16 protein-coding genes, 1 tRNA gene and 1 pseudogene are annotated in these 16,065 nt (G+C 39.8%); 11 read left to right on the forward strand and 7 right to left on the reverse strand.

Annotated elements, in window-relative coordinates; genetic code table 11:
- Nucleotides 1-38 precede the first annotated feature (38 nt).
- Nucleotides 39-123, forward strand: a tRNA-Ser gene (locus RIB54_RS13760).
- A gap of 56 nt (nucleotides 124-179) precedes the next feature.
- On the opposite strand, the gene RIB54_RS13765 is transcribed toward RIB54_RS13760, so the two are convergent.
- Together RIB54_RS13765 and RIB54_RS13770 are read right to left on the reverse strand one after the other, a co-directional pair.
- On the reverse strand, nucleotides 180-1,442 hold the full coding sequence (locus tag RIB54_RS13765) for a type II toxin-antitoxin system HipA family toxin (RefSeq protein WP_350101455.1): 1,263 nt from the start codon (nucleotides 1,440-1,442) through the stop codon (nucleotides 180-182).
- A 2-nt stretch (nucleotides 1,443-1,444) separates the two neighbouring features.
- Nucleotides 1,445-1,726, reverse strand: a complete 282-nt coding sequence (locus RIB54_RS13770) for a helix-turn-helix domain-containing protein (protein WP_350101456.1) — start codon at nucleotides 1,724-1,726, stop codon at nucleotides 1,445-1,447.
- A 372-nt stretch (nucleotides 1,727-2,098) separates the two neighbouring features.
- On the opposite strand from RIB54_RS13770, the gene greB reads away from it, so the two are divergent.
- Complete coding sequence (gene greB, locus RIB54_RS13775) at nucleotides 2,099-2,572, forward strand: transcription elongation factor GreB (RefSeq protein WP_350101458.1); 474 nt, start codon at nucleotides 2,099-2,101, stop codon at nucleotides 2,570-2,572.
- A gap of 127 nt (nucleotides 2,573-2,699) precedes the next feature.
- On the opposite strand, the gene RIB54_RS13780 is transcribed toward greB, so the two are convergent.
- Both RIB54_RS13780 and RIB54_RS13785 read right to left on the reverse strand, forming a co-directional pair.
- Complete coding sequence (locus RIB54_RS13780; RefSeq protein WP_350101459.1) at nucleotides 2,700-2,978, reverse strand: Txe/YoeB family addiction module toxin; 279 nt, start codon at nucleotides 2,976-2,978, stop codon at nucleotides 2,700-2,702.
- Complete coding sequence (locus RIB54_RS13785; protein WP_350101460.1) at nucleotides 2,975-3,226, reverse strand: type II toxin-antitoxin system Phd/YefM family antitoxin; 252 nt, start codon at nucleotides 3,224-3,226, stop codon at nucleotides 2,975-2,977. Before RIB54_RS13785 ends, RIB54_RS13780 begins: the two co-directional genes overlap by 4 nt.
- Before the next feature lie 319 nt (nucleotides 3,227-3,545).
- Here RIB54_RS13785 and RIB54_RS13790 point away from each other — a divergent pair.
- The 9 genes and pseudogenes from RIB54_RS13790 to RIB54_RS13830 form a co-directional block, all read left to right on the forward strand.
- A pseudogene (locus RIB54_RS13790) lies at nucleotides 3,546-3,767 on the forward strand (GreA/GreB family elongation factor); the annotation flags it as partial.
- A 285-nt stretch (nucleotides 3,768-4,052) separates the two neighbouring features.
- Nucleotides 4,053-5,468 (forward strand): type I restriction-modification system subunit M, encoded by a 1,416-nt coding sequence (locus tag RIB54_RS13795; RefSeq protein ID WP_350101461.1) that lies wholly within the window; start codon nucleotides 4,053-4,055, stop codon nucleotides 5,466-5,468.
- Nucleotides 5,441-6,214 (forward strand): endonuclease domain-containing protein, encoded by a 774-nt coding sequence (locus RIB54_RS13800; protein ID WP_350101462.1) that lies wholly within the window; start codon nucleotides 5,441-5,443, stop codon nucleotides 6,212-6,214. Before RIB54_RS13795 ends, RIB54_RS13800 begins: the two co-directional genes overlap by 28 nt.
- A gap of 1 nt (nucleotide 6,215) precedes the next feature.
- On the forward strand, nucleotides 6,216-7,505 hold the full coding sequence (locus RIB54_RS13805; protein ID WP_350101463.1) for a hypothetical protein: 1,290 nt from the start codon (nucleotides 6,216-6,218) through the stop codon (nucleotides 7,503-7,505).
- The gene (locus tag RIB54_RS13810; RefSeq protein ID WP_350101464.1) at nucleotides 7,502-8,746 is read left to right on the forward strand and encodes a restriction endonuclease subunit S; all 1,245 of its coding nucleotides are present in this window, start codon (nucleotides 7,502-7,504) and stop codon (nucleotides 8,744-8,746) included. The genes RIB54_RS13805 and RIB54_RS13810 overlap by 4 nt, the downstream gene beginning before the upstream one ends.
- Entirely contained in the window at nucleotides 8,743-11,745 is a 3,003-nt protein-coding gene (locus RIB54_RS13815) for a type I restriction endonuclease subunit R (RefSeq protein WP_350101465.1), read from the forward strand. Before RIB54_RS13810 ends, RIB54_RS13815 begins: the two co-directional genes overlap by 4 nt.
- A 56-nt stretch (nucleotides 11,746-11,801) precedes the next feature.
- Nucleotides 11,802-12,350 (forward strand): hypothetical protein, encoded by a 549-nt coding sequence (locus tag RIB54_RS13820; protein WP_350101466.1) that lies wholly within the window; start codon nucleotides 11,802-11,804, stop codon nucleotides 12,348-12,350.
- Nucleotides 12,347-12,784 carry a helix-turn-helix domain-containing protein gene (locus tag RIB54_RS13825; protein WP_350101467.1) on the forward strand — a complete coding sequence of 146 codons (438 nt, stop codon included), beginning with the start codon at nucleotides 12,347-12,349 and terminating at the stop codon, nucleotides 12,782-12,784. The genes RIB54_RS13820 and RIB54_RS13825 overlap by 4 nt, the downstream gene beginning before the upstream one ends.
- 3 nt (nucleotides 12,785-12,787) lie before the next feature.
- The gene (locus RIB54_RS13830) at nucleotides 12,788-13,228 is read left to right on the forward strand and encodes a hypothetical protein (RefSeq protein ID WP_350101468.1); all 441 of its coding nucleotides are present in this window, start codon (nucleotides 12,788-12,790) and stop codon (nucleotides 13,226-13,228) included.
- 9 nt (nucleotides 13,229-13,237) lie between these two features.
- On the opposite strand, the gene RIB54_RS13835 is transcribed toward RIB54_RS13830, so the two are convergent.
- The 3 genes from RIB54_RS13835 to RIB54_RS13845 all read right to left on the reverse strand — a co-directional run bounded on the left by RIB54_RS13835 (nucleotide 13,238) and on the right by RIB54_RS13845 (nucleotide 15,972).
- Entirely contained in the window at nucleotides 13,238-13,810 is a 573-nt protein-coding gene (locus tag RIB54_RS13835; protein WP_350101469.1) for a hypothetical protein, read from the reverse strand.
- Nucleotides 13,811-14,002: 192 nt separating this feature from the next.
- Nucleotides 14,003-14,680 (reverse strand): response regulator transcription factor, encoded by a 678-nt coding sequence (locus RIB54_RS13840; protein WP_350101470.1) that lies wholly within the window; start codon nucleotides 14,678-14,680, stop codon nucleotides 14,003-14,005.
- A complete protein-coding gene (locus RIB54_RS13845) occupies nucleotides 14,677-15,972 on the reverse strand; it encodes a sensor histidine kinase (RefSeq protein WP_350101471.1) in 1,296 nt (431 codons plus the stop codon). Before RIB54_RS13845 ends, RIB54_RS13840 begins: the two co-directional genes overlap by 4 nt.
- Nucleotides 15,973-16,065: the final 93 nt, after the last annotated feature.

The following is a 16,065-nucleotide window of genomic DNA, read 5'->3' on the forward strand; positions in this document are numbered from 1 at the left end:
TTGCAGACCAATCGGAAATCATCCGATTATTGTCGACTAGAGGAGTGGCAGAGTGGTCGATCGCGATGGTCTTGAAAACCATTGTACCGAGAGGTACCGGGGGTTCGAATCCCTCCTCCTCTGCAAGCAAAACCCTGATCTAGGCTCAGCCTAGATCAGGGTTTTTTATTTAGCTGAATCTAACCAGCCGCATTGAAGGCGGGAGCCTTTATTTCCTGACTGGCCTTGGAAATCCCATACTTTGAGGCAACCTTTCTCCAATTACTTACTGACGCCTTAACCGAATCAATAATTTTTTCAGCTTCATTTTTCTGCAATCGGAAGTACTCATGTACTTCCATGGCTAAATTCAAATCCAGAGAATTGTCATAGGCTGAAATGTTGAGTTTAAGCCCTGTTCCTGTCTCAACGGGATTAATATCATAAGCAGGTGACAATACCCATCCTTCATTGGCTAACAAGAAACCATGATTTCTTAGATGATCGTCCACATTAGAAACGCAAATGCTAAATACAATCCTTCTCCAGAGTTCATGAAGATCTTCTTTCACTCTGGCACCGTGGTTCGTTATAAAATCTACCAGTTCCAGATAGCTGGCACCGGTAGTAGCATCGGAACCATCTTCATACCCCAGTTGTGTCATTGCGGAAGTAAAGTGAATGCGTCCTCCAACACTGGTTCTGTCAAAGCGTTTTGTTAAAAAAGTGTGGTGGTTGGTTGAAAACTTTCTTGCCTGGCAGTTTGCCATATTGATACCAGCAGCCAGCGCCAGCTCATAGGTTGCCATTTCCCAGGCTCCCAGATCTTCTTCATCCTTTTTACTAGGAAACTTGGCAATCCACAAGTGGTTCTCTGCATCCAGAACACTGGCCTTAGGCCGTGCTCCTCCTAAAGACGATCCTGGGTTTACAAGCATATTTAACCATTGGGTATATTCGGGATGGTCAATGGCATCTTCATCTTCAAGGCGTAAACTAATTTCCTCCAATTCACGAATAGATGTCCATGGTGGGCTTGCAAGCCTTTTATTATCATTTAAAAAGGGACCTTCCGGATCTGTTTTGAATCTAAGCCCGCCCATACGGTGGCTATCATGTACGCCAAGCAGATAATCTGTCTCGAATAGTTTGTTAGGTTTTCTTTGTTCTGCCTTTGCTTCTGCGGCTTCCCTGCGTTGCATGAGTACTCTTCCCCACCTATCTGGAGATGAATCGAGAAATAAACCAAAGTTGGGCTTGCTGCCAGATAGATATTGTGGTCCAGCATACAGCTGAAGATCCGGATCAATAATTTGAGCAAAACCAGACCTTAACCACTCCTTATCATATTCGAAAGAGAATACCTCTTTCCCACGAGTGTTCTCGGCTGTCAATGTTCCCATAAGTTTTGGACCAATAACCTTTTGCCAGTCGGCATACACATATATATTTCTTTTTGCCATAGCTATTTTTTCTTAGGAGCTCTCTCTTTTGTTGAAAGCCGGGCGTCCTGAAGTTTCCTTCCTAATTCATCATCCTTAGCTAATAATAAAAAGTCATTCTCCAGGCCAAGTACTTTCAGTACATTGAGGTAATGTCCGATACTCACTGTAGGCTTGCCCTGCTCGATGGAAATAAGCGTATTGCGACTGATTCCCGCACGTTCGGCCACCATTTCACTACTTAGCTTACGCCTCAACCTTGCCAGCTTTATCTGTTCGCCAACGGTTTCAAGGAGTTGGATCATTTTCGGAAGCAGTATGACACTTTTCTTTTTCATAATGTTCAATATATTACGCAATATATATAATAAATGTTCAATATAATTAACATTATATTTTATTTCGTAGATTAATACATCATACAAGGCAATAATTTAGCCGTTGATTTTGGATCGAATAGATTCGAAATCGAAGATTCTCGAGGGGCGGTGCGCAGCGCCTATGGTGGCCGAGGGCATGCCAGCGGGTATGAGTAATCCCTTTCTGACAGGCAGGCCTTTTCTTCTGCTAAACAAAAGCCCTAACACAACCCATTTTTATATTTTACAAAGCTTGTGTACAACAGTGCTCAAACCGAAATTTGCGGTGCACTTTAGGAAAAAACTGAAAGCAACTGGATGAGATCACAACTGATTACCCCTGAAGGATTTGAAAAGCTAAAGGCTGAGCTGGACCACCTCTGGCGTGTGGAGCGACCAGAAACAACAAGAAAGGTTTCATGGGCGGCCAGTCTTGGCGACCGTTCTGAAAATGCAGATTACCACTACAACAAAAAGCGGCTGCGTGAGATTGACAGCCGTGTCCGTTATTTACGTAAATGCATTGATGAGTTTAAAGTAATAAAATACCATCCCAGCCAGGACAGGAAGGTAGCCTTTGGTGCCTGGGTGGAAATTGAAAATGACAAAGGCCTAAACAAGCGCCTGCGTATTGTGGGCTATGAAGAGCTAATTGGCGAGAAGGATTACATCTCTATGGACTCACCCATGGCCAAGGCCTTACTAGATAAAAAAGTTGGGGATGAAGCCATTGTAAAAACTCCTGCCGCTGAGTTTGTTTGGAAGATTAAGAAGATTGAGTATTTGAAATAAGGAAATATGAATACTGTAATACTGATTACCCCACCATTCCCACTACAAAGACTTGAGCAAACTCGTTAATACTAGAGTTAATACCTTACTTGTCTTAGCATCTTGCTGAGTACAGTGCATTTAAAGATTATTTATCCCCATAATGAGACCATGTACTCAATACATATACCGTAACGATTTGTTCGTTGATGGAGTAAACTAATCTATGCTTTTTGTTAATTCTACGAGAATATAAGCCCGCCAAACCATGTTTCAATTTTTCTGGCTGGCCTGTACCTGTTGAGGGATGTTCCATTAATTCATTAAGCAGTTTTTGGATTTTCCCGAGGATAGGTTTATCTCCTGATTGCTTATGTTTTTCAATATCTTCAAGGGCAGTTTTAGAAAAAACCAGCGTATAACTCATAGCCCCAATAAATCACTGATTTCTTTGTGAGTAGATACTCTTTGAACTTCTCCTTGCTGAACCTCCAAAATACTTTGCTTAATTTTATCAACCATTTCGGCATTTAAAAACATATCATCTTCACTGACAGGAGACAAAATATATGCTTTGTCTTTTGCCCTCTGAACAATAACACGTTCCCCTTTATCTACTTTTTCAAAGTATTTCTTCTGATTCTGCCTAAATTCCCTGCTACTTATAACCAACATAATTTTGTAATTTGTGTACCATATTGGTACAAATATATTAAACACAACACAATATGCAAATAGATAGTTTCACTAACCCAATAGGACCCAAAGCTATATAACTGAAAAACCCAGTTTCTCAGCCGGGTCTATATTTCTTTTCCAATATGTTATAGGTCTATAAAAGCGCAAAAACTTAACTGTCTTTACCATACTATCATATAAAACATGGCAAGACTTGAGAATTTGGCATAAAACCCCAAGATTTACAGGATGTAAAGTCCGAGTCAAAGACTCGAACTAGCATCCCTTTTATAACACTCGGACGAGCGAGGGGAAGGTAGCCTTTGGTGCCTGGGTGGAAATTGAAAATGACAAAGGCATGAAGAAGCGCCTGCGCATTGTGGGTTATGAAGAGCTTATTGGCAATAAAGACTACATTTCCATGGACTCTCCCATTGCTAAAGCTTTGTTAGATAAAAGGGCAGGTGACGAAGCCGTTGTAAAAACTCCAGCAGCAGAGTTTGTTTGGAAGATCAAGAAGATTGAGTATCAGAAGTAGGTGGAGATTATACCCAGTAAATCCAGTCATTTTTTTATTTTAATTCAATCTTTTGAACAGTTCTTTAAAAGTTAGAAAAGTATAAATATAATTGCCCTCTTCGCACGTTGGTGTTATCATCAACTTGAATCAAATAGGTAAAATCCGTCAATTGAGTAGGTAAAATGCCCTACAAGAACTGACCAAAAAACCCTTTTTGGGTCAACATATGCTCTGCCGTAAGCTTTTTCAAGATTTATTAATCCTAATTAGTCTATATTTAACACTATTATACTAAAGTGATCTATGGCTAAGGCAGATATTGATTTTGAAAAGGAACTGTGGGATGCAGCGAATGAACTGAGAGGTGCAGTTTCTGAAAATAACTATAAGAATTACATTCTTCCTCTGGTGTTTTTAAAACACTTAAGTGAACGCTATGAAATGGTGCATGATGAGTTAGAGTCTCTATTGCAAGATCCTAGTTCTGACTATTATACCACAGATAAAGAAGAGATAGGTTATGTATTGGAAGATCAGGACGAATACCGATCCAGAAATACATTCAAAATTCCTAAAACTGCCTCTTGGCAGTACTTAAAGGATAATGCCGAGCAGGATGACATTAAGGTAATCATTGATGATGCTTTTGATGTAATTCAGGAACTTTTAACTGCCTACAACCCTCAGCTTAATAATATACTGCCCAGAATTTTTGTAAAGAGTGAGCTTTCTCCCAAGCAGACTAGTGGGATCATCAATTTACTTTCTCACCCTAAGTTCTCCGAAAAGGAAAACCCTGAGAGTGATATTTTAGGGAGAATCTATGAATACTACATTGGCCGTTTTGCAATGGCTGAAGGCTCAGGTGCTGGACAATTCTTTACACCGGGTAGTATTGTGCGACTGCTTGTTGAATTATTGGAGCCTTACAAAGGAAGAATCTTTGATCCGGCCTGTGGTAGCGGAGGTATGTTTGTGCAGAGCTTAAAGTTCGTAAAAGAGCATGGAGGTAATAAAAGCGATATCTCTATTTATGGTCAGGAGATGACTGCTCAGACGTTAAGGCTTTGTTTAATGAACTTAATGCTGCGTGAACTGTCTTTTGATATCAAATTAGGCAATTCCTTATTGGATGATAAATTCCCAAACCTGAAGGCTGATTACATCATAGCCAACCCACCTTTTAATGTAAGTAACTGGCACCCTGAAGATTTACCTGATGGCGACCCGAGGTTATTTGGTCCCAAGGAAGAATTTACAACTGACGGTAACGCCAACTACATGTGGATGCAAACCTTTTGGCACCATTTGAGCGATACAGGCACAGCGGGAATTGTAATGGCCAATGGTGCTATGACCTCTAACACAAAAGGCGAGAAAAGTGCCCGACAGCATATGGTAGACAATAGCATGGTAGATGCCATAGTGCGATTGCCTGATAAGCTGTTTCTCACTACAGGTATACCAGCATGCTTATTCATACTTAGCAAAAACCGCGATGGGCGTGACGGCATCCACCGCCAGCGAACCAATGAAATACTATTCATCGATGCCTCCAAAATGGGCACCATGGCCAGCCGGAAATTACGCGTATTTTCTGATGATGACATCAAGAAAATAGGAGACACCTACCACGCCTGGCGCACCACAAATAACCCTCCTCCTTTTAAGGAGGAGTACCCGAAGGGGAGGTGGTCAATAAACCTCCTGTACCCGTAGGGGGAGGTGATTCTTTTGCTTCCCAAGGGGCAGGTGGTTCTTTACCTCCTTTTAAGGAGGAGTACCCGCAGGGGGAGGTGGTTCATAACCACAAGTACCCGCAGGGCCAGATGGTATTTAACAACCTCCCCCACCTAAAAACCTTCCGCAAGGAACTACGGAACAACTCCACACCTGCAGAAGCTACACTTTGGACATTACTGAGTGGCAAGAAACTGGAAGGGCGAAAATTTAGAAGACAACATAGTGTAGCTAATTACATACTTGATTTCTATTGTCCTTCAGAAAAGCTAGCTATCGAACTGGATGGTCAGGGACATTTTGAGGCAGCACAAGCTGAATATGATCGTGAACGTGATTTATTTATAAATCATTTGGGAATAAAAGTATTGAGATTTGAGAACAAGGAGGTGTTTGAGCATCCTGAGGCACTGCTGGAGCAGGTAAAGGCAGAGTTTGGGTGGTATGTGAACCACCCCGCCTTGCAGGCACCCCTCCTTTCTGAGGAGGGGAACGTATTGGTGTATAAGGATGTGCCTGGCTTCTCCAAATCCGCTACGCTTGAAGAAGTACAAAAACAAGACTACAAACTTACCCCGGGCATTTATGTAGGTACAGAAGAAGCTGCAGCAGATGATGAACCTTTTGAAGAAAAAATGGAGCGATTGAAGTCGCAATTAATAGAGCAGTTTGAGGAGGGGGATCGGTTAAAAAATGACATTAAGATTAACCTAGCCAATATATAAGATGGAAGCATTATGCATTGAATATATTTTTATCAAAAAGGAAGACGATATATGTAAATCGGTAAAAGGATTTAATAATTTGTTAAAGTCTGATATTAATATCTCAATAAATAACAAAACGCTTACATATAAGCGGAAGGAGTTTCAGTATAAGTTACATACCTCTGTTGTTGAGACTGAAGAGACTAAAAAGGAAAGATATTTTAATTTAACAATTACTAGAAAATTAGAGTCTCAGGCAGATAATAAAGTACAAAAAGGAATAGATGAGATAAATGAGGTTAGAAGAGCAATTATTAAGGTATTAAGTAAAGCCGATTTTAAGCAATCATTACTTTGGGATGACATAACAAATTATTACTCTTCAAAAGCTTATCCTTTGATTCATAATGTAGAAAATAAAATGAGGAAGCTTATCACAAAATTTATGCTCACGAATATTGGAACAAATTGGTTGGAGCGTGCAACCCCACACAATGTAATAGAAGAAATTAAAAAAAAGGCTGATAAGAATAATATTCGAGATTACTTAATGAATGCATTGTTTGAAGCAGATTTTATACACTTGAGTATTTATATATTTAAACCATATGCGACTATTTCTAATGAGGATTTAGAAAAAATATTAGAGGCAACTGAATCAGTAGATCAACTCAATTTGGAGGAGATCAAGGAATTTGTTCCTAAATCAAATTGGGATAGATATTTTTCTGAGATTATAAAAGATGAAGCATTAGAAACAAAATGGAATAAGCTTTATAAGCTTAGAAATATGATTGCCCATAACAAACCTATATCAAAAGGAGAATATGATGAAATAGTCAAACTTCATGGTTTGATATCCAAAAATCTTGAAAAGGCTATTGGATCATTGGAAGAAATAGAAATATCGGATGACGAAAAGCAAGCGTTATCAAAACAAGTAATTTCTGACTTTATAGAAAAAGGAGCTACTGGATTTGTGTCGTATATTAATGTTGAAGATCAACCTAATTATATTTCAGGGGAATTAAATCTGGCTAATGCAGTAGCAAATCATGGTTTTGTGAATTTGGTAGATGATAAGAAATGTGTGACATGTAACAAATACTATTCTTCCTCCCCATATAGTGTAGACTTTACTAATCAATGTGAAGAATGCCGCAATAAGTCTCTTGTTACAGTATTTGCAGGCCACAGATCATGTACCGAATGCGGTAAACTTTATGAATCGAATCCTCTTGACGTAAGATTAACAAATAAATGTCCTGATTGTGAAAATGGATTAGGAGGCATTAAAATTTTAAGATGATAATGCCCAACAATTGGAAAACATATAATCTTGGAGATATAGCTCAATTTTCGCAAGGGATTCAAGTTTCAGTGGATGATCAAAAAAGAGAGCCATTTAGTAATAGTGTTCGATTTATTCGAATTGTTGATTTTTCAAAAGGAGACTCATCGGAAATTCGATATATATCCAACCCAGGAGATAGGTACCTAGTTGAAGAAGATGATTTGGTTATGATCAGGTATGGCTCACAAACTGCTGGCAAAATAGCTAAAGGTTTTAAAGGTGCCATTGCAAATAATATGTTTAAGGTTGTTTCGGATAAGACTGTACTAAACAAAAATTTTCTCTATTACTATTTATCATCAAATAGTGTAAGAGAATATTTCAATGCATCTCAAGCCTCTTCTACAATGCCTGCAATAACTTTTGGAATGATTGGAAGTCTTAAAATTATCATTCCAGAATCCCTCCCCGAACAACGCGCCATCGCCTCCATTTTCTCTTCCTTAGACGACAAAATAGAACTCAACCTCCAAATGAACAAAACCCTGGAGGAAATGGCCATGACCTTGTACAAACATTGGTTTGTAGATTTTGGGCCATTTAAAGACGGCAAGTTTATAGATTCTGAATTAGGTTTAATCCCAGAAGGATGGGAAGTGAAGAGATTGGAGGATTTTATAGATTTAAATCCAAGACTAAGTTTGCCAAAAGGAACAGAAGCATCATTTGTTGAAATGAAAGCATTACCAACTAATGCAATGTCTGTATCTATTATTGATAGGAAGGTGTTTAATGGTGGCATGAAATTTCAAAATGGAGATACTTTATTTGCTAGAATTACCCCTTGTCTTGAGAATGGAAAAACTGCATTCGTTGATTTTCTATTCGATAATGAAATTGCATTTGGTTCAACTGAGTTTTTAGTGATGAGGGCAAAACATGGAGTTTCAAAATATTGGACTTATTGCCTTTCTCGTGATTACAATTTCCGAAAGTTTTCTATTTCAACAATGGTTGGAACTTCAGGGCGTCAAAGAGTTCAAAATGGTCCATTTTTATCATTTGAAATCGCCAAGCCTCCGAAAACTGTTTTTGATTTGTTTACTGAACAAGTGGAGCATTGGTTCACCCAAATACGACACAACACAATTGAAAACCAAACCCTCACCAACCTCCGAGATACCCTATTACCCAAACTCATCAGCGGAGAAGTACGTGTAAAAGAGGCTGAACAAACCGTTGCCGAAGTGTTATGACAGACATGAAGGAAATAACGGTGCAAAAGGCAGCCATCGAGTGGTTAGATCAGCTGGGTTATACTTATCAGTTGGGCAACAACCTGCCTCGAGATCTTAAAAAGGTGGTATTGGAGGATAGCCTCCGAAGTTTCTTACAAACTACTTATCCGGATGTTCCGGCTACCGCCATCAATGAAGCCATGGCAGCCTTCACACAGCATGAGGGCATGGATTTAGACCATCGCAACCGTGATTTTCACCGCAAAATGACGCAAGGGGTGTCCATCTCCTGGAAAGATGCCCAAGGCAAGGAGCAGGCAAGGCACATGTACCCCATCAATTATGAGCAGCCATTGAGTAACCAATTTCTCTGCGCAGATGAAGTCACCATCATTGGCAAAAATACCCGAAGACCAGATTTAGTCATTTACATCAACGGCCTGCCTGTGTTGGTTTTTGAGTTCAAAAACATGTTTGATCCTGAGGCTGGGGTGGATAATGCCCATCGCCAAATTGGTCATTACATCCAAGATATTCCTCAGTTGTTTGATTACAATGCCATCACCATCGTTTCGGATGGCAGGGAGGCGTTACACGGCATGTACAACTCATCAATGGAGTGGTTTGCCCCCTGGAAGAGCTTACTAGGAGATGATGTTGAGAATAAGGATGAATTGCAGCTGGAGCTTTTGCTTAATGGCTTGTTTCCTAAAGTCACTTTGCTCAATTATCTGAAGAACTTCATTTTTCATGAAGATCATAATGGTAAAATCATTAAGAAAGGGGCTAAGTACCATCAGTTCTTTGGCATTAACAAAGCGGTGAACAATGCTTTGGCCAATGTTAAACCCAAAGGTGATGGTCGTTTAGGTGTTATTTGGCATACGCAAGGTTCGGGTAAGAGTATTTCCATGGCCATACTCACAGGCATTCTAAGGTCACAGCCTGAGTTAAAGAACCCGACTATAGTCATACAGGTAGATCGTGCAGATTTAGATCAGCAGTTGTATGAAAATTTTGTGCTGGCTAAAGATTTAGTGGGTGATGTGCAGCATGCAGAAACTACCGATGAGTTACGAGCCTTACTAAGTACAGATGGCGGAGGTGTCATTTTTACCACCATTGAAAAGTTTAGATTAAAAGATATTGATGAAGGCAAGGAGATTGCCCATCCCGTACTTTCTGAGCGGTACAATGTTATTGTGATGGCTGATGAAGCCCATCGAACCCAATACGGTTTTAAAGATGGTGGCTTTGCACAGAATATTCGGGTGGCATTACCTAATGCTTCCTTCATTGGTTTTACAGGCACTCCTGTAGATGGCAAAGGTGCAGATACCGAATTGGTATTTGGAGAAACCATCCACACCTATGATATCAAACAAGCCGTAGAAGATGGTGCTACAGTGCCTATCTATTACGAACCTAAAATGGTGCCGCTCAATATTAAAGCAGAGTACACAAAGGCATTGGAAGAGGTGGAGGAAGGTGCTGATGAAAGCACCAGTGCTGTGTGGGCAGCCATAGAAGATGCTGCTGGGGCAGAGGATCGCGTTAAACGTGTTGCCAATGATATTTTAACCCATTTCAAAGCTCGTGTGGCTTCTTTAGAAGGTAAGGCCATGATTGTTTGTATGAGTCGTAGAAACTGTGTTAAAATGTATGATTCCATCACTGCTTTGGATGATTGCCCAGAAGTTGCTGTGATCATGACGGGAAATATTGCCAAAGACCCCAAAGAATGGAATCCACACATCCGAACCAAAGACAGTATGGAGGCTATCAAAAAGCGATTCCGTACGCCAGAAGACCCACTTAAAATTGTGATTGTTCGAGACATGTGGTTGACTGGTTTCGATGCACCTTGTGCCCATACTATGTATGTCGATAAGATAATGAAAGGCCATAACCTGATGCAGGCCATCGCCAGAGTGAACAGGGTTTTTAAAGACAAGCCCAATGGCCTGGTGGTAGATTTTATTGGCATATCAGGGTTCCTGGCTGAAGCCACTAAGAAATATACGGGCAGCGGTGGCAATGGAAAGCCCACACTGGATATTGATCTGGCCGTTGAGTTATGTCTGGATCAATTTGAGGTGGTAAAGTCACTAATGGGTGGTTTTGATATGGAAACCTTCAATGAGCTTTCAGCAGTAGAAAGACTCAATTGGTCTAATAATCTGGTTAATGAATTATTAAAGTCTAATGCTGTGACGGATAAGTTTCTCATGGAAGAAAAGAAACTCACTGAGCTGGTAGCCATGACCAATTCCGATAAACGAATTTGGCCAATACAGGAAGAAGTGGGCATGATCCAAAAAATCAGATCTGTCATTCGCAAAATCAAATTTCCTCCTGGTGCTCAGCGAGCAAAGAACGCTCGCATCAAAGATTTAATCAGTAAGTCAATAGCTTCTCATAAGATAGTGGACCTGGCAGAAATGTATGATTTGGATAAGATTGATATCTCTATCATAGATGATTCATTTCAGGCCATGGTAAAAGAGAAGGGCGGAGAGAATATTAAGATTGAAATTCTGAAACGAATCATTAACGATGAGCTGAAAGTACGAATGCCTAAAAACATCAAACGCATGTCTAGTTTAAAGGAAGAGCTAGATAAGGTGCTGGGTAAGTACCATAAAAACAGTCTGGATTCCATCGCTGCTATTAAACATTTACTGGACATAGCGACAGAGTTTAAAAATGACGATAAGCGAACCAAAGAACTTGGTTTAACAGAAGATGAATTGGCCTTCTATGATTTGTTGGCTTCCAATAAAGCTATTCTAAATGAGGCAGGCCCCATTCAGGATTTAGTACATCAGGTAGTAGAATCAGTAAAGAAAAACCTCCAACTCGACTGGACAAAGAAAGAAGATGCAAGAGCGGCTATTCGGTTAGCAGTAAAAAAAGAATTACGTGGTAAGGTGCCTTTCTCAGCACTTGATAAACTACTTCAGGAAGTAATAGAACAAGCCGAAGGCCAGTATAAAGATTGGCCGATGGAGGGGTGAGATAATGGTTGATTCTTGTCTATTTTCTTACATTTGTAAACCTATAGGTTGACATTATGCGTATAATAGATATATTTGTTGAAGAAAATTCAAATCTTTATACTGTTCAATATGATTTTGATGAGAGAGATTCGCTTACAATCGCATATGATAAACTTACGGACACAGCGGAATTGCGTGAATTCTTCAAGCAATTTAAACCAGACTTTGAAAAGTTCTACGGCAAGCAAAACCTTAACAAGGTAGTACTGCAAACAATTGATGAAGCCGACAGGCTTTTTAATGTACTTTTAGAGTTAGCAGATAATGATTCAGAAACAAGTTTAAATGAGTTATTCAAACCATTAGACAATAACGAAGCAGAAGATTCCTCCTATGATTTTCAGCAACTTAAGGCATATAGTGATAACCCAGGCTGGATTAGATTATATGCTGTACGATATGGAGAATCATACGTTTTTACAGGAGGAACCATAAAGCTCACACAGAGAATGAAGGATAGAAAGCATACTAAGTTTGAGTTAGACAAACTTCAAAAAGTAAGTGAATATTTGGCCGAAAGGGGCGAAGAAGGGCAAATTGGATACATAGATATACAGCAATGACTAAGGTAGAGGAAAAATTAAGACAGATAGCTAAGCCAGCACCTGAGGGTGGATGGAAGGATAAAGTCAGGTTTAGAAATGAAAATAAAGGATGGCTGAAGAAGTCATCCGCCATTGCCCTGCGCATTTTAGAAGAACTTGATAGTCGAGGGTGGAGTCAGGCTAAATTGGCTAGAGAAATGAAAGTTGAGCGCCAAATGGTAAATAAGATTGTTAGGGGCGGAGAGAAGCTAAATCTTGAGACTATTACAAAAATAGAAGATGCGCTAGGTATTCAACTGATAGTAATTTTGATGAGTGATGAAGAAGTCGTGAAAATGGAGAAGATGAAATATATTGAGAAGACCTTCTATGGAGAAGGGCAGTTCATTAGCGAAATGGCTCCGTCAGAATTTAACCAAGAAATTGCTGATTTAACACCTGATAATGTTTAATTGATGGCTAAAATTAAACCAATAAGCTTTGATCTTATAAAAATTGACACTATTCAATTTGCAGTCATCAGCGACTCCTTTAGAGAGGACTGTGAAATTAAGTTATTTCCAGAATTCAAAGTTGGAGCTGATGACAAACTGAGAACAGTAAATACTGGATTTGAAGCAAAATTTACCTGTGAAGGTAATGCGTTTATCATTCTTGAAATCTCTTGTAATTTTCAATTGGAAGAGAAATCATTCCAACAATTGTTTGTTGAAAAGGAAAGGTTAAGTCTTCCAAAGGATTTTATTACTCATTTAATGATGCTCACTATTGGCATCACCCGCGGGGTTTTATATGAAAAATTGAAGTCTACAGACTTTAAAGATTTTTACCTTCCATCAATCAATTTAAAGGAACTTATCAAAGAAGACTTTTTGCTGGAAAGGACTGAAAGTTAAGTTTGTGCACTATCCCCGAAGTGTTTGTGCCTCACTTTTCATCACCTTCAAATCATCTAACAAGTCAGGGTGGAGCTCAGTGGTTTTTATTTCGGCTAAAAGTTGATGTAGCTTTTGTATGCCAGCCAGTCGCTCTTCTAATACATTATCATCAAGACAGTTGAGCAAATCGAGGCAGCAGTCGTATTTAATTGTGCTGCTGTTGGACAGCACTTCTGTTCCGGCCATCAGTGCTTGCAGGCTGGCCTCCTGGCCATTGTTATCTCGCAGATGATAGGATAAATCAAGGATAAAATCTTCAACTGTGGCGGCACCAAAAGTTTCCAGATGCTCTTCAATTATGGTTTTTGTCATCTGCTGCGCGAAAGCGGTATCCACAGCAGGGGGTTTGTCAAAATAGCCCACCAACAGGCCTTTGAGCAAATGAATGGCGTGGAGGTCTACCGGTTTTTGGTTTTCAAAAAGCTCCTTGTCATGGCCATCTACGAAATAGGGAAGGCTGAAGTCATTTTTGGCTTTGAGGCGTGCTCCTATTTCTGAGTCTTTGCTTAAATGTTTCCAAATAATAGAATAATTGCTCATTGGTTTTAAGGATTTGAAGGGGTAAAGATAGGGTTCCAACAACGTCATTGCAGAATTAAAAACAAAAAAAATCGTTACTTCGAAATGTAGCATAGCGGAATGAGAAGTCTCCTAGTCGCTAAGGGAAATGTTGTTACAATAAGGGGATTTCTCTCCGCCAACTGGCGGATCGAAATGACGCCTGTTTTAGAGTTAGTCTTCCAGAATAAATCCCTTACTATGGATATTACTGATTTTTATCGATGGGTCGTCACTCAGGTGCTTGCGGAGCTTGTAGATAAACACATCCATGCTTCTGCGTTTGAAGTAATCGTTTTCGCCCCACAGGGCCTTTAAAATCCTGTCGCGCTCTACCAGCTGGCCTTTTTCTGCACACAGCATGGTCAATATTTTACTTTCCTTTTCTGTAAGCTGCGCTATGTTATCATTTCTTTTCAGCTGCTGCTTGCTGGTGCAGAAGGTGTAAGTGCCTATTTTATAATTATCACTCACAGCAAGTGGCTCCGGATTGCTTCTTCGCAATATCGCACCTATTCTGGCTATCAGCTCTTCTTCATCTACCGGCTTGGTGATGTAATCATCGCACCCGGTTTTAAAACCTTTTAGCTTATCAATTTTCAATGACTTGGCGGTAAGAAAAACAACAGGCACAGTCTTGTTAATTTTCTTAATCTCGCTGGCCAGCTCAAACCCGTCTATTTTGGGAATCATCACATCTAAAATGCAGATATCAAACTGCGAAGCTTTGAAAGCATTTAGACCGGCTTCACCATCCTGCTGCCATGCTACCTCATAGTCGTTCATCTGAAGGTATTCTTTAAGGATATATCCCAAACTTTGATCATCTTCTACCAGTAGTATCTTGTTCATTGTGCGGGTAAAAATATTTTGAATTCACTGCCTTGTTCAAACTCACTCTGCAGGTTAATCACTCCCTGGTGCGCTTCTACTATACTTTTAACATAACTCAAACCGAGGCCAAAGCCCTTCTTTTGAGGCGCATTATCTTTCTGCACCCTGTAAAACCTATCAAAAACAAAGCGCTGTACCTCTTTTTTAATGCCTACACCATTATCTTTTATACTTAGAATAATGCCTTCGTTAGAATTTTCAGTAGACACCTCAATTTTTGGAGGCTTCTCGGTATACTTTTGGGCGTTGTCTATCAGGTTGTAAATAATATTGATGATGTGGGTTTCATCAGCCAGAATGCTATGTTTGGTCGCTTTCAGGTTAAGGGTAATGCTGCCTTTCTTTTCTTCTATGATGATGTTAAATCCCTCCAGCACTTTTTGTATCGAAGCATGCAGGTCAACTTTTTTCTTTTCAAGGGTCATGTTGCCAGAATCTATCAGTGCCATCTGCAAGATCTTGTCTACCTGCGTTTGAAGCCTTTTGCTTTCATTGCTGATCAGCGAAAGGTAGGAGTTCATCTTTTCACTGGGATTAAACTCCGGGCTCATCTTCATAGACTTGGCCGCAAGTGAAATGGAGAAAATAGGCGTTTTAAACTCGTGAGTTAGGTTGTTAATAAAATCACGCTTGAGGTCAGAGAGTTTCTTCTGTTTTCTGATGGTGTAAATCATATAAGCAAAGGCACTTAACACAAAAATGATGAGGATAAAGGTCACGATAAGAATCGGCCCTGCTTCACTGAGCACGGTGGCTTCTTTATTGGTATAGGTCATCGATATGTCAAGCGTATTCTCCAGTATCATGCAGAAGCACAGGTGGTTTTCAGCACCCAGTACCGCTTCAGCCTCAGCCTTTGGCCGATAGGAGCGATGGTTATTATGGATTAAACACCCATATTCATTAGAAAGAAAGCCATCAACCCTGTAGTCTAGTGATGGGTAATTAAGTGAAATTACCCTTTGCAATTCTGTTTGCAGCAGTTTCTGAAGAGGGTGCCTCAGCTCATCTGAATTGCTAAAGTTGAAATTTTCGGTACCCTCATAGCTGCCCACAAGGTAGGCCAGCTCGGTGTTGAACATCATGTCATCATACAGGTCTGACAATATATTGGCCATAGAAAACTCCATGGTTCGCTGTGTTCTTTCAATGTCCTTTTTCAGAATATTATATTGAATAAATAGCAAAGCCACCAGTGATAGGAGTACCACTACAAAGAGTGAAATTATGGTATAACGCGACCATTTCATTAAGGCCAAATTAACCAATTAACATTACAGAAAGCATTTTAAAGCGCCATTTAACTTTCTCTTAACTTTTTTAACTTTTGGTTGTGATGGTTT

It is taken from the genome of Fulvivirga sp. (assembly GCF_040218215.1).
Lineage (GTDB): Bacteria > Bacteroidota > Bacteroidia > Cytophagales > Cyclobacteriaceae > Fulvivirga.